The organism is Clostridium sp. DFI.5.61 (assembly GCF_024462915.1).
Lineage (GTDB): Bacteria > Bacillota > Clostridia > Oscillospirales > Oscillospiraceae > Lawsonibacter > Lawsonibacter asaccharolyticus.
This window is the reverse complement of the sequence record NZ_JANGBZ010000047.1, coordinates 1-23,508: the sequence shown is the minus strand read 5'-3', so window position 1 is coordinate 23,508 and position 23,508 is coordinate 1. Positions and strand designations below refer to the sequence as shown.

General features: G+C 57.0%; 22 protein-coding genes. 16 read left to right on the top strand and 6 right to left on the bottom strand.

Going from position 1 to position 23,508, the window contains the following annotated elements; all coding sequences use genetic code 11:
• Positions 1–85: 85 nt before the first annotated feature.
• The 3 genes from NE584_RS15365 to dusB are packed head-to-tail and all read right to left on the bottom strand — an operon-like array spanning position 86 to position 2,555.
• The gene (locus NE584_RS15365) at positions 86–916 is read right to left on the bottom strand and encodes a zf-HC2 domain-containing protein (RefSeq protein WP_256183178.1); all 831 of its coding nucleotides are present in this window, start codon (positions 914–916) and stop codon (positions 86–88) included.
• 6 nt (positions 917–922) lie between these two features.
• Positions 923–1,537 (bottom strand): RNA polymerase sigma factor, encoded by a 615-nt coding sequence (locus NE584_RS15360; RefSeq protein ID WP_256183177.1) that lies wholly within the window; start codon positions 1,535–1,537, stop codon positions 923–925.
• A gap of 46 nt (positions 1,538–1,583) precedes the next feature.
• A complete protein-coding gene (dusB, locus tag NE584_RS15355) occupies positions 1,584–2,555 on the bottom strand; it encodes a tRNA dihydrouridine synthase DusB (protein WP_256183176.1) in 972 nt (323 codons plus the stop codon).
• Between the two features lie 185 nt (positions 2,556–2,740).
• Between dusB and NE584_RS15350 the strand changes: the two genes are divergently transcribed.
• On the top strand, positions 2,741–3,952 hold the full coding sequence (locus NE584_RS15350) for an ATP-binding protein (protein WP_256183175.1): 1,212 nt from the start codon (positions 2,741–2,743) through the stop codon (positions 3,950–3,952).
• 158 nt (positions 3,953–4,110) lie between these two features.
• On the top strand, positions 4,111–4,746 hold the full coding sequence (gene sigK, locus NE584_RS15345) for an RNA polymerase sporulation sigma factor SigK (protein ID WP_108979638.1): 636 nt from the start codon (positions 4,111–4,113) through the stop codon (positions 4,744–4,746).
• Positions 4,747–4,874: 128 nt separating this feature from the next.
• Here sigK and NE584_RS15340 read toward each other — a convergent pair whose 3' ends face one another.
• On the bottom strand, positions 4,875–6,830 hold the full coding sequence (locus NE584_RS15340) for an AAA family ATPase (protein WP_256183174.1): 1,956 nt from the start codon (positions 6,828–6,830) through the stop codon (positions 4,875–4,877).
• Between the two features lie 35 nt (positions 6,831–6,865).
• On the bottom strand, positions 6,866–7,231 hold the full coding sequence (locus tag NE584_RS15335; protein WP_256183173.1) for a hypothetical protein: 366 nt from the start codon (positions 7,229–7,231) through the stop codon (positions 6,866–6,868).
• Positions 7,232–7,522: 291 nt separating this feature from the next.
• Here NE584_RS15335 and NE584_RS15330 point away from each other — a divergent pair, with 291 nt between their 5' ends.
• The 3 genes from NE584_RS15330 to NE584_RS15320 all read left to right on the top strand — a co-directional run bounded on the left by NE584_RS15330 (position 7,523) and on the right by NE584_RS15320 (position 9,700).
• Complete coding sequence (locus NE584_RS15330) at positions 7,523–7,693, top strand: hypothetical protein (protein WP_256183172.1); 171 nt, start codon at positions 7,523–7,525, stop codon at positions 7,691–7,693.
• 264 nt (positions 7,694–7,957) lie between these two features.
• Positions 7,958–9,304, top strand: coding sequence for a recombinase family protein (locus NE584_RS15325; protein WP_256183171.1), 1,347 nt, complete (start codon positions 7,958–7,960; stop codon positions 9,302–9,304).
• A 57-nt stretch (positions 9,305–9,361) separates the two neighbouring features.
• The gene (locus NE584_RS15320; RefSeq protein ID WP_108979637.1) at positions 9,362–9,700 is read left to right on the top strand and encodes a recombinase family protein; all 339 of its coding nucleotides are present in this window, start codon (positions 9,362–9,364) and stop codon (positions 9,698–9,700) included.
• Positions 9,701–9,719: 19 nt separating this feature from the next.
• Here the strand turns inward: NE584_RS15320 and NE584_RS15315 are convergent, their stop codons facing one another.
• Positions 9,720–10,655 carry a hypothetical protein gene (locus NE584_RS15315; RefSeq protein WP_157954639.1) on the bottom strand — a complete coding sequence of 312 codons (936 nt, stop codon included), beginning with the start codon at positions 10,653–10,655 and terminating at the stop codon, positions 9,720–9,722.
• 299 nt (positions 10,656–10,954) lie between these two features.
• On the opposite strand from NE584_RS15315, the gene NE584_RS15310 reads away from it, so the two are divergent.
• The 11 genes from NE584_RS15310 (at position 10,955) to spoIIR (ending at position 23,170) form a co-directional block, all read left to right on the top strand.
• Complete coding sequence (locus NE584_RS15310; RefSeq protein WP_256183170.1) at positions 10,955–12,568, top strand: recombinase family protein; 1,614 nt, start codon at positions 10,955–10,957, stop codon at positions 12,566–12,568.
• A 369-nt stretch (positions 12,569–12,937) separates the two neighbouring features.
• Positions 12,938–13,969, top strand: coding sequence for a TAXI family TRAP transporter solute-binding subunit (locus NE584_RS15305; protein WP_050622589.1), 1,032 nt, complete (start codon positions 12,938–12,940; stop codon positions 13,967–13,969).
• Between the two features lie 65 nt (positions 13,970–14,034).
• Positions 14,035–14,613 carry a DUF1850 domain-containing protein gene (locus tag NE584_RS15300; protein WP_256183169.1) on the top strand — a complete coding sequence of 193 codons (579 nt, stop codon included), beginning with the start codon at positions 14,035–14,037 and terminating at the stop codon, positions 14,611–14,613.
• Positions 14,614–14,666: 53 nt separating this feature from the next.
• A complete protein-coding gene (locus NE584_RS15295) occupies positions 14,667–16,802 on the top strand; it encodes a TRAP transporter permease (RefSeq protein ID WP_157954638.1) in 2,136 nt (711 codons plus the stop codon).
• A 220-nt stretch (positions 16,803–17,022) separates the two neighbouring features.
• Positions 17,023–17,502, top strand: coding sequence for an Lrp/AsnC family transcriptional regulator (locus NE584_RS15290; RefSeq protein ID WP_050622586.1), 480 nt, complete (start codon positions 17,023–17,025; stop codon positions 17,500–17,502).
• Entirely contained in the window at positions 17,499–18,683 is a 1,185-nt protein-coding gene (locus tag NE584_RS15285; RefSeq protein ID WP_050622585.1) for a pyridoxal phosphate-dependent aminotransferase, read from the top strand. The genes NE584_RS15290 and NE584_RS15285 overlap by 4 nt, the downstream gene beginning before the upstream one ends.
• Before the next feature lie 180 nt (positions 18,684–18,863).
• Positions 18,864–19,466, top strand: a complete 603-nt coding sequence (thrH, locus tag NE584_RS15280; protein WP_108979631.1) for a bifunctional phosphoserine phosphatase/homoserine phosphotransferase ThrH — start codon at positions 18,864–18,866, stop codon at positions 19,464–19,466.
• A 115-nt stretch (positions 19,467–19,581) separates the two neighbouring features.
• On the top strand, positions 19,582–19,818 hold the full coding sequence (locus NE584_RS15275; protein WP_050622583.1) for a hypothetical protein: 237 nt from the start codon (positions 19,582–19,584) through the stop codon (positions 19,816–19,818).
• Between the two features lie 503 nt (positions 19,819–20,321).
• A complete protein-coding gene (locus tag NE584_RS15270) occupies positions 20,322–21,608 on the top strand; it encodes a DUF1015 domain-containing protein (RefSeq protein ID WP_256183166.1) in 1,287 nt (428 codons plus the stop codon).
• A gap of 19 nt (positions 21,609–21,627) precedes the next feature.
• Positions 21,628–22,476, top strand: a complete 849-nt coding sequence (ispE, locus tag NE584_RS15265) for a 4-(cytidine 5'-diphospho)-2-C-methyl-D-erythritol kinase (protein ID WP_256183164.1) — start codon at positions 21,628–21,630, stop codon at positions 22,474–22,476.
• A gap of 73 nt (positions 22,477–22,549) precedes the next feature.
• Complete coding sequence (gene spoIIR / locus NE584_RS15260) at positions 22,550–23,170, top strand: stage II sporulation protein R (RefSeq protein WP_050622580.1); 621 nt, start codon at positions 22,550–22,552, stop codon at positions 23,168–23,170.
• The last annotated feature ends 338 nt before the right edge of the window (positions 23,171–23,508 follow it).

Sequence of the window (23,508 nt, the reverse complement as noted above, 5' to 3'; positions counted from 1 at the left end):
CTCCACGGTCTGGGTCTCCGCAATGCTGTTCTGGGAGCGGGCCAGATACTCCGCCGTCGCGCCCGGTCCAGGGCTGAAGTAAGATTCAGGGATACACCAGAGCCACTGCGGGGCCCTCCGCCCCGCTCTCCCACAGGGCGGCGGCCTGGGCGGTCAGGGCGTCCAGCAGGGAGTGGTCCCCCTCCGCTTCTAGGGCGGTCCAGCGAAAGCCGTCCGTCTCCTGCCAGTCCCGGTCCTCCAGTTCCTCTGGAATGGTGGAGAACAGGAGCAGCCGGCCGGGACTCTGGCCCAGCTGTCCGGCCAGGTCTTCGGACAGGGCGGGGGCAAGGGCGGAGAAGTCCTCCGGTGCGCCCGCTCCCTGTTCCTGCAGGGAGAAGGGAGCGATGGAGGCGGGGGACTCCGCCTCCATCGGGGCGGTGTCCTCGGCTTCCGGACGGCCCGCATTGCTGGAGCGGACCTCGGCAGAGGGGGAGGACTCCCCGCCGGCAGCATAGGCACCGGCAGCGGGAGTGGAGGAAGCGGCCTGGGACTCCGAGGCGCTGGCAGGGGCGGCGCCGGTGCTGTTCCCGCCGCCGGAGGAGAGACCCGCCATTTGGGGAAGCAGGCCGATGCACAGGGCGGCGCAGGCCGCCATGCCCAGTGCTCCCCGGAAGGCAGGGCGTTTCCAGAGCGGGACGACCTTGGCAGGGGCGCTGTCGGCGCGTACCCGCTCCATCACGCCGGAGACGAGCTGGGGCGGGGGATCGCACTCACCCAGCTGGACGAGGGCCCCCTCCAGCTCCTCCAGCTCCCGGGCGGCGGCCCGGCAGGCAGGGCATTGTTCCAGGTGGGCGTCCAGCTCCCGCTGCTCTTCCGGGGACAGGGGGCCGTCAAGACGCAGGCCGATCAGGTCCAGCGCACGTTCACAGCCTGACATGCCGGGTCACTCCTTTCTGTGTCGTTCTATCTCCATAGACGCCGGAGAGTCAAAAAAGTTCCCATCCTCCAGCAAAATTTTTCGCAGGGAGAGACGAGCCCGGGCGATACGGGATTTCACAGTCCCCAGATCCAGGTCCAGGACCTGGGCGATCTCCTGGTAGGAGAGTCCGGACAACTCCCGCATGATCAGCACCTGGCGGTGGTGATCCGGGAGGGAGGCCAGCCCCCGCTCCAGGGCCCGGCGGCGCTCTGAGCGCTCCACCGCCTCCTGGGGCTGGAGCTGCTGGTCCGCCACCTGGACGGGCCCGTTTTCCTCGTCGTCCAGGGAGAGGGCGGGCCCCATGGACTGGGTCCGCCTCTTCTGAGCCCGCAGATGGTCCAGGCACAGGTTGGTGGCCAGGCGGTAGAGCCAGGTGGCAAAGCTGCTCTCCCCCTGAAAGGTGGGGAGGGCTTTCCACGCCTGGAAAAAGGCATCCTGGGCCAGATCTAGGGCGTCCTCACGGCTGCCCGTCATTCGCAGCGCAAGGGTATAGATCCGTTTTTCGTTGTCCCGGACCAGCTGTTCGAAGGCGTCCTGGTCCCCGTCCCGGGCGCGGGCCGCCAGCTCCTGGTCAGTCATACCTTCACCCCTTCCAAATCCAAACCCTCCGGCCCCGCGGCCGGGGTCAGCACAGGTCCCGCTTGATCCCCTTTGTCACCCGGTACACGTCCTCCAGGGTAGTGATCTTCACGATCTGCTCCTTATAATATCCCGCGTGGGGGACCCCCTTCAGATACCATGCGTAGTGGCGCCGGGCCTCCAGACAGGCGATCTTCTCCCCCTTGTTGGCGGCGGAGAGCTGGAACTGGCGCACCGCCGTGTCGCAACGCTCCGCCAGCGGCGGCATGGGAGGGATCTCGCGGCCCTCCAGAGCTGCCCGGCACTGGGCGAACAGCCAGGGGTTGCCGAATACCCCCCGGCCGATCATGGCCATGTCCGCCCCAGTGTAGGCCAGGATACGGGGGGCGTCCTCCGGCTTGAACACGTCGCCGTTGGCGATCACAGGGATCTTCACCGCCTCCTTCACGGCGCGGATGTGGTCCCAGTCCGCCCGGCCGGCGTACATCTGGGCCCGGGTCCGCCCGTGGACGGCCACGGCGGCCACGCCGGCCTCCTCCATGGCCCGGGCAAACTCCACGCAGTTGATGGAGCCCTTGTCCCAACCCAGCCGGAACTTCACCGTCACCGGACAGCCGGCCCCCCGGATGACCGCCTCAGCCACCCGAACCGCCTTGTCCGGGTTACGCATCAGGCCGGAGCCGTCCCCGCTGTTGGCCACCTTGGGCACCGGGCAGCCCATGTTGATGTCGATGAAGTCGGCGCCGGAGACCTGGCGGGCGATGGCGGCCGCCTCCTCCATGCAGACCGGGTCGCTGCCGAAGATCTGGGCGGCGGCGGGATGCTCGCCATCCCCCAGCTGGAGCAGGGGGATGGACTTCTTATCCTGATAACACAAGGCCTTGGCGCTGACCATCTCTGTACAGGTCAGGGCGGCGCCCTGCTCCCGGCAGATGGTGCGGAAGGCCATATCAGTGACCCCGGCCATAGGGCCCAGGGCCAGAGGCGCTTCGATGGGGATGCCTCCAATGGACAGCATATGGGCAAGGACAGCGGGGCGGGGCCCGAGCAGGCCGCCGTTTCACGCGCCGCGTCCTCTGTCTTCCTTTCCTGAGTCAGATTTATTTATTGTATCATACCCCCACCCGGTTGACAAGGCCGCCCTGTCCGCTTTACAATGAAAAAAGATCACCTGCGGAAGCAGGGGGAACTGGGAGAAATAAGATGGAATTTGATGTACTTTGGGCGGCCCTCTATGGCGTATCTGCCTATGCGGAGCTGCTGAAGACGCCGGTGATGGAGCAGAGCCGGGCCCTGGTGGGCAGTCTGGCCCAGGGGCGTGGAACGGAGGCCCTGGAGGCCTATACGCAGCTCTTCCACCTGCTGCGGCGGGAGGGATACCAGGGACTGGGTGACTGGCTCTGGGACGGCCTGCGCTATGTGGAGAGCCCCTATGGAACGCTGGCGGAGCGAGGGGACAGCGACCCCGCCCTGGAGAACGCAGCCCGGCGGGAGGTGGAGACCTTCCTCCTTCTGGCCCGGATGGACTGCGACCGGTATGTGGGGGAGCTGTCCAATCTGCTGCCCCCGGTGTACGCTCCGGTGCTGGCTGGGCTGCCCCGGTGGCGGGCGTCTGCCCCTTTTGACTTTGACGGCCTTACGGCGTTTTACCAGGAGAATGGCTGCGGCCTGTTCGCCCGCTACCGGGCCTTTGTCTGGGACAGCGGGGAGCTGATCCCGGTGGCCGACCCGGACTGCCCCCGGCCGGAGGAGCTGATGGGCTACGAGCTGCAGCGGGGACAGGTGGTGGCCAACACCCAGGCCATGCTGGAGGGGCACCTGGTGAACAACGTGCTCCTCTTTGGCGACGGCGGTACTGGCAAGTCAGCCACTGTAAAGTCTATGCTGTTCCGCCCCGGCTTCGGGGATCTGCGGCTGATCGAGGTGCAGAAGGAGGGGCTGGCCCAGATGCCCCGGCTGATCCGCTCCCTGGCGGGACGGCGGCAGAAGTTCATCCTCTTCATCGACGACCTGGCTTTCGACCAGGATGACAATACCTATTCCATCATGAAGACTATCCTGGAGGGCGGGCTGGAGCGCCGCCCGGCCAATGTGGCCATCTACGCCACCTCTAACCGCCGCCACCTGGTCCGTCAGTCTTTCAGCGACCGGGCAGGGGACGAGGTGGACGCCTTTGAGACGATCTCGGAGAAGACTGCCCTGGCGGAGCGGTTTGGACTGCGTATCCCCTACCTCACCATGAGCAAGGCGGATTATCTGGCCCTAGTGGACCATCTGGCCGCCCGGGCCGGGGTGGCCATGTCCGCTGAGCTGCTCCACGCCCAGGCCATGACCTGGGAGATCCGCCACGCGGGGCGCACCCCGCGCACCGCCCAGCAGTTCATCGCCAGCCTGTCCCTCCAGGAGAAGCAGTAACACCGGGAACGGAAAGAGAGCTCCCCCGGGCGCGCCTTAGGGCGTGTCCGGGGGAGCTCTTTGCACGGGCAGGTGGGCCGGAACTTTCGACAGAGGGGAAGGACCGGGAGAATAGGGACTTGCGTGGGGGGAATAGAGTAGGGCGGAGGTGTTGGCATATGTTGTCGCCATGGATCTATCTAATGATGAACGGTCTGTTTTTTACTCTGCGGCTCTCGGGTGGGAGCGGGTCCTTCCCACGGCCGCTGAAGGCCGCGGAGGAGCGGGAATACCTGGAGCGGGCCGCCCAGGGGGACCTGGAGGCCCGCAACCTGCTGGTGGAGCATAACCTGCGGCTGGTGGCCCATATCGTGAAAAAGTACTATGCCCAGACTGGAGACCAGGACGATCTGATCTCCATCGGGACTATCGGGCTGATCAAGGGGATTTCTACCTTCAAAAGTGATAAAAACGTCCGTCTGGCTACCTACGCCAGCCGCTGCATCGAAAACGAGATCCTGATGCACTTCCGGGCGCAGAAAAAGCTGGCAGGGGAGGTGTCACTGGCGGACAGCCTGGATGGCGATGACGACGGCAGCTCCCTGTCGCTGATGGATGTGATCGCCGTGGACGACAACATGCTGGAGGAGCTGGACACCCGGGACGCCTGCCGCAAGGTACGGCACTGCGTGGCCACCTGCCTGACCGATCGGGAGCGGTCCATCATCACCTTGCGCTACGGCCTGGATGACCGCCCTCCCAGAACACAGCGGGAGATCGCCTCCCGCTGCGGCATCAGCCGGTCCTATGTATAGCGACGCCGCTAATGTAAACGAAGCCCGGAAAGCCTTGTGGAATAAGGCTTTCCGGGCTTCGTATGTAGCTGTGGTAGCATCGCGATTATTGTAAGTGGAAAAATTTTAGGAAGATAAGCGGCCATTCATCAAGAAACTGTATTCATTCTTTCGGCATCTTGAATAATTGCTTTAATTGTATCTAATGTGGGTCGGAATCCATCAAAAGAAAACTTATCAAAACCAGGGTCGTTGTCAATAATATGTTGAACAAAATCGTCTTTTGTAAGTGCATAATTCGACTCGTCATTAGCAGAAATTTTATAAACTTTTTTGTCATTTGAACCATCAAGAATTTCCAAAGGATTAGAACCAATTTTGTGATGGCAAACATACTGCTCATCCGCAGTAATCCTCGTAATCTTGCTAAACTCGCCAGCCAAAAAAATGCGTCGACCGTTTGCATCAACGGTTTTTAATTCTGAATCTGTTAGACAATGTTCAACCGAAATTAAATCTGTTTTACTACGATGTTGGGGAGTACATAAATTGAATTTGTAGACTTGATTATTTCCTCTCAAAAAAGTATCAGAGAATATATATGTTGGATTGTCTCGATCAAACATACATATTTTTATGTTGGTATCATTTCCTTTTTGCAAGTAATCAAATATTTTCGCTAATTCTCCATCTCCTGTATTTTTTGCATGCTCAATATCATAAAACTCAATCCTAGAAGAAATATCTTTATATCCTTGAAGTTTTTGCAATGCCAGTTTTAAGTATTTGACATCGGTTTTTCCTTCTGTAAAAATGATGACTTTATTATTTAGTGATTTGATTCGTTGATATTCTGCCCGTAGTGACTCAACTTGCTGTATAAGGCTCTCTGTTTCTGAACTAAAGACTTCATATGCCATTATAATTTCAGAAAAAGAATTTAAGTCATGAATTAAAGTTCCATCAGGAAGTGAAAGGAAATCTATATTTTCGCCATATTCTTTTTTCAATCCCGCCAAAAGGAAGGGCGAATGTGTACTTAGTATGAACTGAATTTTCGGAAATAATTTCATAAGCTTTGGCAAAGCTCTGTATGCAAAATCAATATGAAGATTGACATCGGCCTCATCAATAAGTACGCACCCCGTAATTTCTGATAATTCTATATTATCATTGCCATGGAATATGTCCCATTCTTTTATAATTGAGGCAGCAATTGCGTATAAATTAGTTTCACCAGCAGACAATTGGGATATATCTGTACAATGTATGCTAGGGCCATTTAGGCCAAGCATTTTATGGTTACGTGCGGGATTTGCAACATCATATTGGCCATCTCCTTTAATTATTGAAAGGATTGCTTTTAGATGACCTTGCAGTTTGGTGTCTTGTCGTACGGGAACAACTCGGCCACGAACCGCAGCAGGAAATTTTTCATCATCTGGAATCTGCAAATTCAATATCTGTGATTGTAAATATACGGTTCTTAGCCAATCCTTTATATTTTCTAAAATATCATTTTTTATTATATTTGTAGTCGAATAACCTACATTATTTGGCGCAGAAATGTTTGTTTTGTTATAGTTATCGGGATTGTACCACATTGGCTTGTAGTATCGGTCAAATGGGAAAAACAACTTGATACTGGACTCAAATTCCGGTAATGCAAAATTCTGTAGATCTGTATTCTTATAAAAACCAGATTCTTTAAATTTTTTGTTATTAATTATTTGAGAATCCTCTATTTCTCTATTGGAGATTGATTCAGCTGGATTTCGGGACATTACATCTACATATTTGATACATTTTAAATGTGTTCCGTATTCAATTTTTACCGAAGAAGTATTTGTGCCTACTTTGATATAACTATGATTTCCAATTTTATAATAGTTGGTACCTACAACTTCTAAAATGCCATTCGGATAGAGTTTGCGTTTTGCTTCGACCATCATATCAATGATTGCCGAAAATAGTAATGTTTTTCCACAGCCGTTTTTCCCAATTAAAACGAGGGGGATAGGCTTCCCTGTTTCATCAAACCTAAATGTATAAGAAAGATCGTCAATTGGACCGTAGTTTTTTATTGAAATATTTCTCAAAACCATGTGAACCCTCCGTCTATCTATTTTAGTACTTTTCTTTAGTTGATATAATTTGATACATATGCCCAATGTCCTTGCTTGTAATATTTAGATAACTTGCTTTCTCCAACTAACCCAGCAAGTATCTGATTTGCTGTTGCTGCCGACACCCCGCACAGTTCCCGCACATCGGCGTTCATGATATAGTTGTAGGGTTTGAGATGTTCCTCAATTTTCTTCCGGCGGAGGGCAGCCTTGACCACCTTTCCATCGATCATTTCATCACTCGCACTGATAACCTGTGTGAGCGATACTTTGATGGATGAGAGCATGAGCTCGATAAATACCGTGGACTTTCCCGTATCGTTGGAGGCGTTGATGGCGTTATGATACTCCTGTTGGCGGTCACAGATGATAGCCTCCACTGGAAGCCATGGCACGCTTCCCGTTCAGCACGGCAGTTACCTGTAGCAGAGAGATGATGAACGAAGGGCTTATATCTCTCATTTCAATTGATTTGGTTTATTATACCATATATTGCTTATTTCATCAATTAAAATGCCTTATCGTGCCTAATAGCGGATGTTCGACATTTGGGGGTGCCATTCATTTGGACTCCCAAGCGATTCGCATCCCCAATTTAATGAAAAGAATTTAGCCGCCTGTACGGGGCGGCTTTTATCATGCCACAATAGTATAATTAAGGAGGTATTCCTATGAAATATGATCCGAGCAAGCAAAGTCTGACCATGGAAACGGCGGAGCGCAAGGTGAACATTTCTTTTTCTGTGACGCCCAAGGAGACCAGCATCTGGCACTATGTTTGCACTGCACTGATCCAGCAACCTGCGGCGCCTGTTCAAATGGAAGCGGCCGATTTAGGATAGAGGCATCAAACAGAAAGGAGCATCGCTATGAACCGGGTTTATTGCCTCTATCGTGTGTCTGACCGAGGACAGGTGGAAAAGAATGATATTCCTATGCAGAGAATTGCCTGCCAGACCTTTGCTTAGGAGTGCGGCTGGGAGATTTTGAGGGAATTTTCTGAAAAGGGTGTCTCCGGCTATAAGCTGACTATGCAGCAGCGGGATGCAGTCATGGAGATCCGTGAGGATGCCATAGCGGGGAAATTTGATATCCTGTAGGTCTACATGTTTGACCGCATCGGACGTCGGGACGATGAGACGCCCTTTGTGGTGGAGTGGTTGGTGCGCAACGGTGTTTCTGTCTGGAGCGTCTGTGAGGGCGAGCAGCGATTCGACAACCATGTAGACAAGCTGACCAACTATATCCGCTATTGGCAGGCGGCCGGAGAAAGCGAGAAAATCTCGGAACGCACCCGTACCCGAATCCGGCAACTGACAGAAGAAGGCTGTTTTACCGGGGGACAGTGCCCCTATGGATACCGTTTGGTGCGGGGAAAACGGTTGAACAAAAAGAAACAGGCGCTGTATGAGCTTCAGATCTGCGAGAAAGAGGCCCGGGTGGTGGGAATCATTTTTGACAAGGCAGCTCGGGAAGGACTGGGCAGTTATCGTATTGCCAAATACCTAAATAGTCAAAATATCACGACCCGCAAAGGAAAGCGGTGGAATCAGGGCTCCATCTCCCATATATTGTCCAACAGATTATATCTGGGCTATCTGCAGAAAGGCGGCACGGAGTCCCCGAGGCTGCCACACCTGCAGATCGTGGAGGATGCGATTTTTTCCCAGGTACAGGAATTGAAAGAAAGCCGGAACCGAAAGGAGAATAATATGAGTACCATTTCTGCCCCCAAACACGGAAAAGCTTTGCTGAGCGGCCTGACCTATTGCGGCCACTGCGGCGCTCGCATGAACAGCACCATCCATCGGAAGGAGTACCGCCGTAAGCGGGATGGTTCCCTCTATCGCCGGGATGTACGGCTTTATCGCTGCAATGCCAGTGTGGAAGGGGAACCAACAGCATGCGATGGCCCACGAACCTACCACGCAGAGCGTATAGAAGCGGCGGTCAAAACTGCAATTTCCGCCTTGCTAGAGCAGCTGGAGGCACTGCCTGCAGAGACCATTTTGGAGTATAAATATCAAATCGTACTTCAGGAGCGGCGGGAGACCTATCAGGCGGCGCAGCAGCATTTATCCGAGAGGGAGTGGGACCGGGAGACCCTGCGTGGGGAGGTAGCTCGGGCGATCCGGGGAGAGAGTTCCTTCGGGGTACCTCTTTTGCAGGAACTTTTACAAGGAACAGAAGCAGAAATTGACAAGACCAGAGAGAGGCTGTATGAGTTGGAGGCCAGGCTCCAAAATGGAGAACAACTGCGCCGGGAGATTGAGATCAAGCAGCGGAAATACTGCGGACTGAACCAGATTTTCTGCAGCGGAACGCTGGAGGAGCAAAAAATGCTGCTGGCTATCGTTGTGAAGCGGATCGAAGTACGGCGGGATTATGAACTGAATATTCAACTGTCACCGGATTTCGAACGGTTCCTGGATGGACTTATTGAAATGCGGTGATTTTTTGCGGCAAATTTTGCTCTGACCCTGTGGGACAATAGAAAAGAGGTGAATTTTATGCAGGGGAAACGTACAGCAGTTTATTGCCGTGTGGACAGGGGCGGAAATTCTGAAATGCGGCGGGACGCGTTGGAGATGCAAAAGCGGAAACTTGAACATTATGCGGCGGAAAAGGGACTCCCAATTTCAGGATATTATGAGGATGACGGTTTTCCCGGACATGACTTGAATCGTCCCGGATTGACACGACTTCTGAAGGATTATCATGCCGGTGTATTTGAGCAAGTCCTGGTAATGAACCGCAGCCGGTTATATCGCGGGAGTCGTTGGAACGAACCCCAATGGCCCTTTCAGGTCTGCTCAGTCAAACAGCTGGAGCATGATCTGGTACGTTAAAACGGTGAGGGATGTCCCCTCACCGTTTTTCGTTCCAATACTCCGCGCACTGCTTTTGCAGAGCGGAAATATAGCGTTTGAAATAGTCTCCAATAAAATCCGGGTAGAAATAGCAAAGCGTGTTCAGAAAATCATCAATATAGTCACTTTGGATATCCTGAATACGGGCGAACGGGTCTAAGAAATAAGGCAGACTATCTGGACAAATCTTCAGGCAGCTTGCCAAATGGGCATCGCACCAAGAGAAATTGAGAACTTGGGACAGATCACTGGAGAGCATCTTCTCTTTCATAACTTGCTGCGGATTCAGACCATTGATGTTTTGGTGAATGCCGGCTGCGTCAAGCTGGAAATTGCTGATAGGAAATGCATCGGTTGTGTCTACACGATAGATTCTATCGTCATCCGCGAGCAGGATCTCAACGCCATCTCCCTCGCCTGTAAGGCTGTACAAGCCATAGAAAGCAAAATAGTGTTTCCAATTTTTGGCCTGCTCCCGTATTTTTTGATAAGTAGGCGCCGGATCGGTCACGTTCAAGTATCGTTCCCCAATAATATACTCCGTTTTGAAATAAGGCCGCGTTTCCCCCGGAGAGAGTTGGAATAAGACCGCGTCCGGCATAGAGTATCCCATCACCTGAGCCAATTTGGTATAGATGAACTCGTTGCAGGCACAGTCCGTATAAGCGTGTTTCACAAGATACCGTTTGTTCCGATCCGCTTTTTGTTTGGCCAGTAAAAGCCGGCCGCTGTCACCCTCTTGATGTGGAATTCGAGAAAACACAAAATCAGCCGTTTGAACCACATCGGGAGAGGTAATAGGCGGCTTGCCCTGATTTTCCTTCTCTTTAGATTCCATGCGCAGCTGCATCATATACTTATTTAATCCCGGATGCATTTCAACACCTCCCAACTCACCTTTATTGTAAGAGGGGAGGAAAACTTTGTCAATCATTGTTGAACCATGTCGTTATCCTGACATGGCTTTCCTGTATGCAGACAAGCAAGTGTGCATGAATTGCCGCATATTCTTTACTATTTCAGAGAGGGGGGATACCCGTGAAAAAGGATGGACGGGTGCCGATTGTCCATTGTTTTTTCACAGAAGAAGGAGAAAAGCTGCCGGAGCTGGTAAGACGGTCCTTAAGGCTTTTTATAGAGAGAAATCTCCGAAATGCGGCGGAAATTTGACGATATGGCCGCGAAATATTATAATATTTATGATGAATGGCCGCTTATCTCAGGAGGTATAGCATGTACTTTGAGATAAGCAATCCCCTGGAATACCATGCGGCCTTATACATCAGATTATCGAAGGAGGATGAAAGCGAGGGACCATCCCAGAGCGTCCAGAACCAGGAATCCCTATTGCGGGAGTTTGTGCAGCAGCATAGGCTGAACGTCTATGATGCCTACGTGGACGATGGCTGGAGCGGCACGAATTTTGACCGCCCCGGTTTCCGGCGGATGACCGCTGACATTGAGGCGAAGAAGGTCAATATGGTCATCACCAAAGACCTCTCTCGTCTGGGGCGTGATTATATCATGACCGGCCACTACATGGAGCGGTACTTCCCCGAACACCGGGTGCGGTACATTTCCCTGCTGGACGGCATCGACACCGGCGTGGACTCTACCGCCAACGACATCACCCCATTTCGTGCCATCATGAACGATATGTACGCCAAGGACATCTCCAAGAAGATCAAGAGCGTCAAGCGGGATAAGCAGCGGAAGGGACAGTTTATCGGCGGAAAGCCAGTGTATGGCTATAAGATGCACCCAACAGAGAAAAACAAGATTGTCATTGATGAGGAAGTGGCCCCTATCGTGCGGCGGATCTTCGCCTTGGCCCTCTCCGGCATGAGCTGCCGGAACATCGCCGCCCTCCTCAACCAGGAGGGGGTGCCCACTCCTGCCACCTATGCCAATCTGCCGGTGGCAAAACCCGGCCCCTACACCGGCCTGTGGAGCAGTGAGCGGATCTCCGATATGCTGCAAAATGAGACCTACATCGGCAATATGGTTCAGGGGCGCAGTGTGAAGATTAGCTATAAATCCAAGAGGTGCCTGAAGCAAGACCCGGCCAACTGGGTGGTGGTGGAGGGCACCCATGAGGCTTTGGTGGATGTGGAGACGTTCCGTAAGGTGCGGATGCTGGTGAACAGCCGGAAGCACACCCGGAGTCGAACCTATGATTTTTTGCTGAAAGGGCTGATCTTCTGCCACGAGTGCGGTTACCCGTTGGCGGTCCTCAACCGGAAAAACGCCAGGGGGGAGGATGTGCTGTACTTTGTCTGCCGCACCTATCAGCGTTTTACCAAAGCGGGTGCCTGCACCTGCCACTCCATCAAGGAGAAAACCGTGACCGATGCGGTGATCGCCAAGGTGCGGGAGGTGTGCCAGACATATCTGAATCCTGATGAACTGCTGCCCGTGGCCCGGGAAGCCGTGGAGAACGCCGGGAAGCAGAGCAGCCTGGGGAAGGAGCTCCAAGCCCTCCAGTCCAAGATCGACAGCCTCACCGCCAACCTGGACCGGATGTACACCGACCGGCTCAGCGGGCTGCTGCCGGAGGCGGACTTCCAGCGCATCTTCAGCCGGATCAAGCTGGAGCGGGAGCAACTGGAGAAAAAGCGGCAGGAACTGGAGCTGCGTCAAAAAAGCCCTGTCCGCAGCGAGGACAGGGCCAGGGAACTGGTACAGCGGTTCGTCGAAACCGCCGGGGAGAGCCGGGAGCTGCTGGTCAGCCTCATCGAGCGGGTGGAACTCACTGAGGACAAGGAAGTCATTATCAAATTCCGCTTCGCCCAATTGGACGAGGCAAGCCAGAATTCGCAAGGAATTGCGCCGTTTGAGACGGCGTGATTTTCCGGAGCCAATCGCTTACATTTGCCGGGGCGCTATGTATCGCGCATTGAGAAGCGGGCGCTGGAGAAGCTGGAACAGGCTATGCGGGAGTAAGGGCGTCGGAATGCAGGGGGAAAATGTTAAAAACGGAATGATGCAAATACTGCATCATTATATTGAAAAGAAGGAAAAATGAGGAAATCCGAAAGAAAAAAGAGAAAAACAGAGAAAAAAACTGCAAAAATGAAGGAAATTATGCAAAATGACCGAAAATAAAAAAAGCGACTTGCAATTATAGGCAAAATGTAATATAATAACTCTGCAAATAGGTCGGCCGCATCCCTCGGGCGGAAGGCCGAGTAAAGCTTGAAATGGAGGAAAGAGAATATGAAGAAAACACTTGCTCTCATCCTGGCGCTGTCTCTGTCCCTGGCGCTGGCCAGCTGCGGCAATCCCAATCAGCCCAGCAATTCCGGTACCACTTCTACTCCTGCCGCTTCTACCGGCACTACTTCCACCACCACACCTCCGGCCGGCGGCTCCGGCGAGACCGTCACCCTGGCGACCGGCGGCACCTCCGGCACCTATTACGCCTACGGCGGCGTGATGCAGACCACCCTCAACCCCCTGCTGACCACCGGCCAGCTGAATGTGACTTCCACCGGTGCCTCTTCCGCCAACATCCTGGAGGTGGCTGACGGCAATGCCCAGATGTCCATCCTGCAGTCCGACGTGCTCTCCTATGCCCACAGCGGCACCGACCTGTTCACCGAGGCTGAGACCAGCAGCCAGTGGGTGGCCGGCCTGTACAACGAGACCGTGCAGATCATCTCCGCCCCCGGCATCAAGGACGTATCCGAGCTGAAGGGCAAGACCGTCTGCGTGGGCGATGTAGGCTCCGGCACTGAGGTCAACGCCCGCCAGGTCCTGGAGGCCTACGGCATGACTACCGCTGACATCACCGCCACCAACGGTTCCTTCGGCGACGCCGCCAACGACCTGAAGGACGGTAAGATCGACGCCGCTTTCACCGTGGCCGGCGCCCCCACCACCTCGATCACTGAGCTGGATGCCACCGCTGAATTCGATATGATCAGCCTGACTCCCGAGGCCGTGGAGTATCTGACCACCAACTACCCCTTCCTGGTCCAGGAGGACCTGCCCGCCGGCACCTACCCCAACAACATCGACTATGATGTGACCTGCGTGGCCGTGAAGGCAGTTCTGGTGGCCTCTGAGGACCTGTCCGAGGACTTCGTCTATGAACTGCTGACCCAGATGTTCGAGAATCAGGAGAGCATGGCCGCTACTCAGGCCAAGTTCCAGTTCCTGACCCTGGAGAACGCGGTGGCCGGTGTGGGTGATGTGCCTATGCATCCCGGCGCTGAGAAGTTCTATACCGAGAAGGGTGTCCTGTGAGGGAGGACCGACCTCGCCGCACGGCCCGCCGGTCAAGTTCCGGTGACGAGTGACACCGGGATCTGATGAAAAAAAGGGTAATGGGAGCCGCCGCGATAATCATCATTATTGCGGCGGCTCTTCTAGCAACAGTCAGCGTGCGGGCGGGCTGGTATCTCACCCTGCGCGGCGGGGAAAACGGTGAGACCTGCGTCCGCTACCGCCTGGACGAGGGAGACTGGTTCTGCGTGGGCTTTATCCACTCGGTCCATAAAAATCCGCTGATTGACTGCTATCAGATCCAGGAGCACAAGATCTATGTGGAGCAGACCTACTATTACAGCTTCGGCGCCGGGGTACAGAGCCAGCTGAACGAAGGGGAGTCCATGACATTGGGCGAGGACGGCTCCATTGTAGTGAGCAATATCCACAAGGATTTTGAGACGATCCCCCTGCAATATATCGTAGGCTCCCGATCAGATCACACGCTGATCCTGGGCGACATCCGGGAGGACTATGGCCAGGTCCGTGATCTGGTCGGGGTGTTCCCGGAAGATGGGATGGAGGAGGTGACTCTGGAGAGCGGGATTCGAGTCATCAGTTTGAGCGCACTGTTTGGAAGAAGCTCGGTGGTCTCCATCGGGTACGAGTATCGGCTGTTCTGACCGCCTTGTCCGCTAGGGGCGGCGTCAGAACGATGCGACTAAGGAGGAGAATAATGGGCGATTTGGAAGATCGCAGCGTCAACACGGCTCCTGCCGGTGATCCCAGTGTAGACGTGGGAACGGCGGAGGACGTGGAAGCGGTCATGAAGAAGTACGACCGCGAATCCAACACCCGGATCTGGACCGGAGTCCCGGAGCTGGTCATCCGGATCATGCTGGCTCTCTTTTCCCTGTTCATGGTATGGATGAACCTGTTTGCCAGCTTTGACAACCGCGTCCGGCACTGCCTGTTTTTGGGCTTTATCATTTTGTTTGTATTCATTCTGTACCCTGCGAAAAAGGGAACACAGAAGGTGAATCACATCCCCTGGTATGACATCGTATTGGCAGTGGTGGGCGCGGCCTGCTACTTTAACTATGTCATCAACCTGAAGAGCATCGTGGCCATGATGACCCGGATCGGCACCACTGAGGTGGTGCTGGGTATCATCGGCATCCTGATCCTGGCGGAGTGCTGCCGCCGGGTGGTGGGCATCCCCATCCTATGCGTGGCCACGGCCTTCGTTCTTTATGCTTATCTGCCCATGTTTGCCGGAAAGACGGTGCAGAGCATTGTGTACAACCTGTTCTACACCACCAACGGCGTCATTGGCACCCCCATCAGCGTGTGCTGCACCTACATCGTGCTGTTCATCATCTTCGGCGCTTTCCTGGAGGCTACCGGCATCGCCAACTTCTTTATTGAAGGGGCAAACGCCATCGCAGGCTCCGCCTCCGGCGGTCCCGCCAAGGTAGCCGTCATCTCTTCCGCTCTGTGCGGCATGGTGTCCGGTTCCTCTGTGGGCAACACCGTGACCACCGGCGCCGTTACCATCCCCCTGATGAAGAAGACTGGCTATCCCCCGGAGTTCGCGGGTGCCGTTGAGGCCGCCGCCTCCACTGGCGGACAGATCATGCCCCCCATCATGGGCGCCGCCGCTTTCCTCATGGCCGAGATGGTCGGCGTCCCCTACTCTGAGATCGTGATCCGGGCCATCCTGCCCGCTTTCCTGTACTTCGCGGGCATCTTCCTTATGGTCCACTTCAAGGCCAAGAAGATGGGGCTGCACGGTCTGCCCAAGGATTCCCTGCCCAAGGCCAAGGATATCCTTCCCAAGATCTACCTGCTGGTGCCGCTGATCGTGCTGGTGTACATGATCATCGTGGGCTTCACCATGTCCCGCAGCGCTGTGTATGCCACCTTCGCCGCTATCACCATGGGTATGGTGGACCGGGAGAAGGGCGGCAAAAAGCTGCTCATGGCCCTGCCCCTCATCCCCCTGGCTGTCATCGTGATCCTGGGCAACAAGTCCTACGAATGGATTCCGGAGAACCTGGATAACATCTGTATGGGCCTTTGGGTGGTGCTGTTCGTTCTCTTCACGGTAATGAGCAAGCCCAACCGTGAGGCGGCCCCCTCCTATGTGGACGCCTTGGCCGCCGGGACCCGGAATACCCTGTCTGTAGGCGTAGCCTGCGGCATCGCGGGCATCATCGCCGGCGTGGTGACGATGACCGGTCTGGCCAATGTGCTCATCACCGCCATCGTACAGGTCGCCAACGGTCAACTGATCATCGCCCTGTTCCTCACTATGCTGTGCTGCATCGTGCTGGGCATGGGCGTCCCCACCACCGCCAACTACGTCATTATGGCCACCACTTGTGCCCCTATCCTGGTGCAGGGCATGGGCATGGATCTGATGGCTGCCAACTTCTTCGTGTTCTACTTCGGCATTGTGGCCGACATCACCCCGCCCGTGGCCCTGGCCGCCTATGCCGGCTCCGCCATCGCCAAAGCGCCGCCTATGAGGACGGCCTTCAACGCCACCCGTCTGGCCATCGCGGCCTTCATCGTGCCCTACATCTTTGCTTTCAATAACACGATGCTGTTCATTGGCGATTTCGGCCCGCTGGACGTGGTGCAGGTGGTCCTTACCTCCTCGGTGGGTATGTTCCTCATCGCCGCCGGCATGATCGGCTACATGCTCCGGGATCTGAACTGGGGCGTGCGGATCGTGTGTATCGCCGCCGGTCTGATGCTGATCCATCCGGGCACTCTGACCGACATCATCGGTATCGGCGTTCTGGTCGTGGTGCTGGTGTTCCAGATCATTACCGGAAAGGGCAGTAAGGCTGTCAAGGCGGCCTGATTCTGCAGAAAGAGCAGAGCCTGGATCTTTACCAGTCAAACACAGGACCCCCTGCGTCTTATGGCCGCAGGGGGTCCTGGTGTATCTTGGGGGGATCTAAAAGGCAGCATTGCGCTTGGGCGGTAAATGAGATATAATAAATACGATATTCATTTCTGACAGGGAGCACCGGCCGCCGGACTCCGCAGTCAAAGATTTCGGAAAGGGAGGTCCCCGTGACATGAACACACTTTTGGAGCTTTTGGAACAGGACTGCACACAGTCTCCCGCACAGCTGGCAGCACAGGCCGGCATGACCGAGGCAGAGGCAAAGGATGAGCTGCGCCGGCTGGAAGAGGAGGGCGTGATCCTGGGATACCAGGCTGTGATCGACTGGGACCGGGTCAAGCGGGAGAATGTCACCGCCCTGATCGAGGTGAAGGTGACGCCTCAGTCCCTGGCCGGATTTGACCGCATCGCCGAGCGCATCTATCAGTATGACGAGGTGGAGAGCATGTATCTGATGAGCGGCTCCTTCGACCTGACAGTCATCATCTCTGGACGCAGCCTGCGGGAGGTAGCCCAGTTTGTGGGCGAGCGCCTGGCCCCACTGGAGGGGGTCACCGGCACGGCCACCCATTTCATTTTGAAAAAATATAAGGAGAAGCACCTGATTTTCCGGCCTCAGGAGCCCCAGGAAAGGGAGTATATCTTTGTATGAATTATGAGACGATCTTGAATCAGAAGATCCAGGGCATCCAGCCCTCTGGCATTCGGAAGTTTTTTGATATTCTGGAGGAGATGAAGGACGCCATTTCCCTGGGCATCGGGGAACCCGACTTTGTGACACCCTGGCACATCCGGGATGCGGGTATCTATTCCCTGGAGCGGGGGTACACCAAATATACCTCCAACGCGGGCATGGCGGAGCTGCGGCGGGAGATCGCCAGCTATCTGGACCGCCGGTTCGGCCTGAAATACGACTACGCCAGCCAGATCTTGGTCACAGTAGGGGGCAGCGAGGCGCTGGATCTCTCCCTGCGGGTGCTGCTGAACCCGGGGGACGAGGTTATCATCCCCGTCCCATCCTTTGTCTGCTACGGACCGCTCACCGAGATGGCGGGGGGGGTCCCGGTCTATGTGGAGCTGAAGGCAGAGAACCAGTTCCGCCTGACGCCTGAGCAGCTGAAGGCCGCCATTACCCCCAGGACCAAGGCGCTGGTGCTGCCCTTCCCCTCCAACCCCACCGGCGGCATTATGGAGCGGCAGGACCTGGAGGCTCTGGCCCAGGTGCTGAGGGACACGGAGATCATGGTGGTCTCCGATGAGATCTATGCCGAGCTGACCTACGGCCAGCGCCATGTGTCCATGGCCAATCTGGAGGAGATGTATGACCGCACCATCGTGGTCAACGGTTTCTCCAAGAGCCACGCCATGACTGGCTGGCGGATGGGCTATGTCTGCGCCCCCAAGCCTATCATCCAGTGCCTGACCAAGCTGCACCAGTTCGGTATCATGTCCGCCCCCACCGTCAGCCAGTATGCCGCCATCGAGGCCATGCGCAACGGGGACCGGGACATCGAGCACATGCGGGAGGAGTACGACAGCCGCCGCCGCTATCTGGTGGAGAATCTGCGCCGCATCGGTCTGAGCTGCTTTGAGCCCAAGGGCGCTTTCTACGTCTTCCCGGATATCCGTTCCACCGGCCTGACCTCCAACGAGTTCTGTGAGCGCTTCCTGCGGGAGGAGCGGGTAGCGGTGATCCCCGGTTCCGCCTTCGGCCCCGGGGGCGAGGGCTTCGTCCGGGCCTGCTATGCCGCCTCGATGAAGGATATCTCCGAGGCCATCACCCGGATGGACAACTTCCTGACCAACCTGCGCCGCAGCCAGGGCAGGGGTTGAAAATGAACTCAAATAGGATATTATTCGAAAAAAATTACAAATCGTATTGAAAAGCGCCCGGCTTTGGTCTGCCTCTGGGACGAGCCCCATGTAATCCCTGCACCCTGTGGGTCGGGGACCACACAAGAGAAGGGACTCGGTCGGGGACATCAGGCCGGGAAACAGAGAGGAGAATCGACCATGAATATCGTATGCCTGGATATGGAGGGGGTCCTGGTCCCGGAGATTTGGATCGCCTTTGCGGAGGAGAGCGGTATCCCGGAGCTGAAGCGCACCACCCGGGACGAGCCGGACTATGACAAGCTGATGAAGTGGCGCTTGGAGATCCTGAAGGAGCACGGCCTGGGCCTGAAGGAGATCCAGGCCACCATCGCCAAGATCGACCCCCTGCCGGGGGCCAAGGAGTTCCTGGACGAGCTGCGCACCCTCACCCAGGTGGTCATCCTCAGCGACACCTTCGAGCAGTTTGCCAAGCCCCTGATGGCCAAGCTGAACTGGCCCACCATCTTCTGCAACACCCTGGAGGTGGCCCCCGACGGAGCCATCACGGGCTATCGGATGCGCTGCCCCCAGTCCAAGCTGACCACGGTGAAGGCCCTCCAGTCCATGGGCTATGAGACGATCGCCAGCGGGGACAGCTTCAACGACCTGGGGATGATCCAGGCCAGCAAGGCGGGCTTCCTGTTCAAGAGCACCCAGGCCATCAGGGCCGACCACCCGGAGCTGCCCGCCTTTGAGGAGTTCGGCGAGTTGTTGGAAGCCATCAAGGGGGCCATAGGCTGATAGCTCTCTGTCTAAAGAACGGAGAAGACGAAATCAGACCGCACTTCAAATCACATTGAGGAGTGCCCCCAACAGAGCAGAAGCAAAGATAGGTGTTGCGAAAGGAGTGGGCCCTATGAAGACCGTGGCGGTCATTTTTGGACTTATTTTCCTCGTCTACCTGGCGGCCTGGCTGGGCAGCCTTGACATGGCGGCCCGCATCGCGGCCCTGCTCCTGATTGCTGTGAAGGCTGTGGGGCTGGGAGCGCTGGTGGTCCTTTGCTGGAAGGTCAAGAAACAGTGGGACCGGATGGAAGAAAAGCTGGATGCCATAATCTCCCAGCTGGAGGAGTGGCAGCGTCTCAAAAAGTAACCTTTCCCACAGCGTGCCGTCCAAGTGTGCCGCTCCTGCAAAAAGGGGCCTCTTCGGTGATACCGTAGAGGCCGGTCCCAGACCGGCATGCCAGGATTCGCACCGGGAGTGTCGGCTTAGCAAAGCCAGGCGCAGTTGTGGAATTGCATGCGCCCTGAATTTCTGCAGACCAGGGCCCAGTGGCCCGGTGGGAATTTAGACCAGCCACTCAGATTTTGCGAGCCGGAAATAACGTATGACCAAACAGGAGCGTGTCCCCGTAATGGAGGACCCGGGGTAAGGCGGATATGAGCGTGAAGCGATCATCCTGAGCTGCCCCCGGCGATCCTTTGGTGACTTTCCCGGCGCTGGGAAAGTCACTTGCCGCCCGCAGGCGGCGACCCACCTGCGAAAACTACCCAAGACGGCGCGCCGAGTCATCGCGCCCTGCGGAAAGAACCAAAACTGCCAAGGCCGGCAAAATCCCCCTGCATCAAGAGAACGATTAAAGTGAGTGACCATTGATGAATGATTTATTTGAAACCCTCCCCTTTCGTCCGGCGGATATCCTGCTCCCCCAAAACTGCGACCTGGGCCTGTGGAGCGTGGTGGCCTGTGACCAGTACACCTCACAGCCGGAATACTGGCAGCGGGTAGAAGAGAGGGTGGGGCGGGCCCCCTCATCCCTGCGGCTCATCCTGCCGGAAAGCTGTCTGGACGGTCCCAGCGTGGAGACCGACATCATGGAGATCAACAACACCATGTCCCGCTATCTGCGGGAGGAGAGGTTTGCCCTTCTGCCCCAGACCATGATCTATGTAGAGCGCACCCTGCACAACGGAAAGCTCCGCAGAGGACTGGTGGGCATGGTGGACCTGGAGCAGTACGACTATGAGCCGGGCTCCCCGGCCCAGGTGCGGGCCACCGAGGGCACCGTCCTCTCCCGTATCCCGCCCCGAGTGGCGGTGCGGAAGAACGCCCCCATTGAGCTGCCTCACGTCATGCTCCTCACTGACGATCCGGAGCGCACCGTCATCGAGCCCCTGGCCCGGGAGAAGACGGGCATGGAGCAGGTCTATGACTTCGATTTGATGGAGCGGGGCGGCCACCTGGCCGGTTGGAAGCTGGGGAGGGAGCAGCTCTCCGCCGTGGCCGGCGCCCTCCAGGCTCTGGCTGATCCCGCCGCCTTCAACGCCCGCTACGGGACCCAGGACCAGCCTGTCCTCCTGTTCGCTGTGGGAGACGGGAACCACTCCCTGGCCACCGCCAAGGAGTGCTATGAGCGGCAGAAGCGCATCACGCCCCAGGATCAGTGGGAGACCCTGCCCTCCCGGTACGCCCTGGCGGAGCTGGTCAACCTCCACGACGAGTCCTTGGAGTTCGAGCCCATCCACCGGGTGGTCTTCGGCGCGGAGCCGGCCCAGGTGCTCTCCGCCCTGCGCATGGCTTACCCCGATGCCCGGGAGGGGGAGGGGGACGGACATGTGATCCGCTACCTCTACGGGAACGCCCGGGGGGCTCTCACCGTCCCTGACCCCGCCGCCCAGCTGGCGGTGGGAACCCTTCAGTCCTTCCTGGACCGGTGGATGGAGGGGCGGTCCGGCGTCAGCCTGGACTATATCCACGGGGCCGAGGTAGTGGAAGAGCTGACCCGGCGGCCCAAGGCCATCGGCTTCCTCCTGCCGCCCATGAAAAAGGAGGAGCTGTTCCCCACCGTGATCCACGACGGAGTGCTGCCCCGAAAGACCTTCTCCATGGGGGAGGCCCACGACAAGCGCTTTTACTTAGAGGCCCGGAAGATCCGGCTGTGAACCGGTGGAGGTGCGGACGATGGAACGATTTGCCCCCGCCAAGCTGAACCTGACGCTGGATGTGCTGGGGAAGCGGCCTGACGGCTACCACGACCTGAAGATGGTGATGCAGTCCATCACCCTGGGGGATACCCTCACCCTGGAGCCGGGCGGGGAGGGCGTGCGGGTGCAGACCGACCTGCATTTCCTGCCCACGGGGCCCAAGAACCTGGCCGCCGCCGCCGCGCTCCGCTTCTATGAGACGCTGGGACGACCGGTGCCGGGACTGGAGATCTCCATCCGCAAGCGCATCCCGGTGTGCGCCGGGATGGCCGGCGGCAGCACCGATGCCGCCGCTGTGCTGCGGGCCCTGAACGAGAAGGAGGGGAATCCCTTCTCCATGGAGGAGCTGGCACGGGTGGGGGAAGGAGTGGGCTCCGACGTCCCTTACTGCGTACTGGGCGGCACCGCCTTGGCCGAGGGGCGGGGGGAGATGCTGACCCCGCTGACCCCGCTACCCCGGTGCTGGGTGGCTGTGTGCAAGCCGGATTTCCCCGTCTCCACACCAGAGCTGTTTGCACGCATCGACGGGATGCGGGTCCGCTGCCGGCCCGACACCGCCGGACTGCTGGCAGCGCTGGCGGCGGGGGACCTGCCTGGTGTGGCCCGGCGCATGTACAACGTGTTTGAGGAAGTGCTGCCGGAGCGGCAGGAGGTAAGGGTGGCAGAGATCAAGCACACACTGATCCAGTGCGGAGCCCTGGGCGCCACCATGAGCGGGACGGGCCCCACCGCCTTTGGCCTGTTCCAACGGAAGGAGCTGGCAGAGGAGGCCTGTGCCCTTCTGTCAGAGCAGAACCGGGATACATTTTTGGCGGAAACGGTTTAAGAAGGAAAGACACTGTCCATACTCTTCGTAGAATTCCACTCGGAAAATACGAAAGGTATGGATGGTGTTGTATATGGACCGAAAAATGAAGCGCTGGGAGTTGGCGCTGATGTGCGGCGTGCTGTGCGCACTGGCACTGGGGGGATGGCTGGACCGGGAGCAGGAGCGGCTGGCGGACCAGGTGATCCGCCTCCATGTCATCGCCAATTCAGACAGCCCGGAGGACCAGGCACTGAAACTGGAGGTTCGGGACCAGGTCCTGGCCCACGCGGAGGAGCTGTACCCGGCGGGGGCAGACCGCACGGCGGCGGCGGCGGCCATCCAGGAGCATCTGCCTGAGCTGGCAGCGGCAGGACAGCGGGTGCTGGAGGAGCGGGGCTGCGACTACGCGGTCCGGGCGGAGCTGACAGAGACCTGGTTTCCCACCAAGGAGTATGAGGACTTTGCCCTTCCGGCAGGAGAATACACGGCCCTGCGGGTGGTCATCGGCGAGGGAGCGGGGCAGAACTGGTGGTGCGTGGCCTTCCCGCCCCTGTGCTTGGGTGCGGCCAGCGAGACGGTGGAGGAGGCGGCCCAGGCGGGACGCTTCACCGATGACCAGGCCGCCCTGATGACTGGCGAGACCCAGGGATATGTGCTGAAGTTCAAGGCCATCGAGCTCTGGGAGGGGCTGAAAAGACTGACCGGGGGTTGAAAGGGAACGGGGGGGGGGGGGGGGGGGGGGGGGGGGGGGGGGGGGGGGGGGGGGCGGCCGCGCCCCCCCCCCCCGCCTGTCATTTGCAAAAGATTCAATGAATCTTTTGCATGGTACTATCTATAATTTAACACTAGAAAAAATGTATTGAACAGGATATAATGAAAGACATCAGTCCAAGCAGCAAAAATTATGGAAAACAACGAAAAATGGGAGGCGGTAAAGCGGAGGAACAAGATATCTATTTTGCAGAGCGTGAACAAATTTAGGGAGGAAGCAAACAAGATGAAAAGAAAGATGCAGAGATTTGTGACTGTGTCCACTGCGGCGGCGCTGTC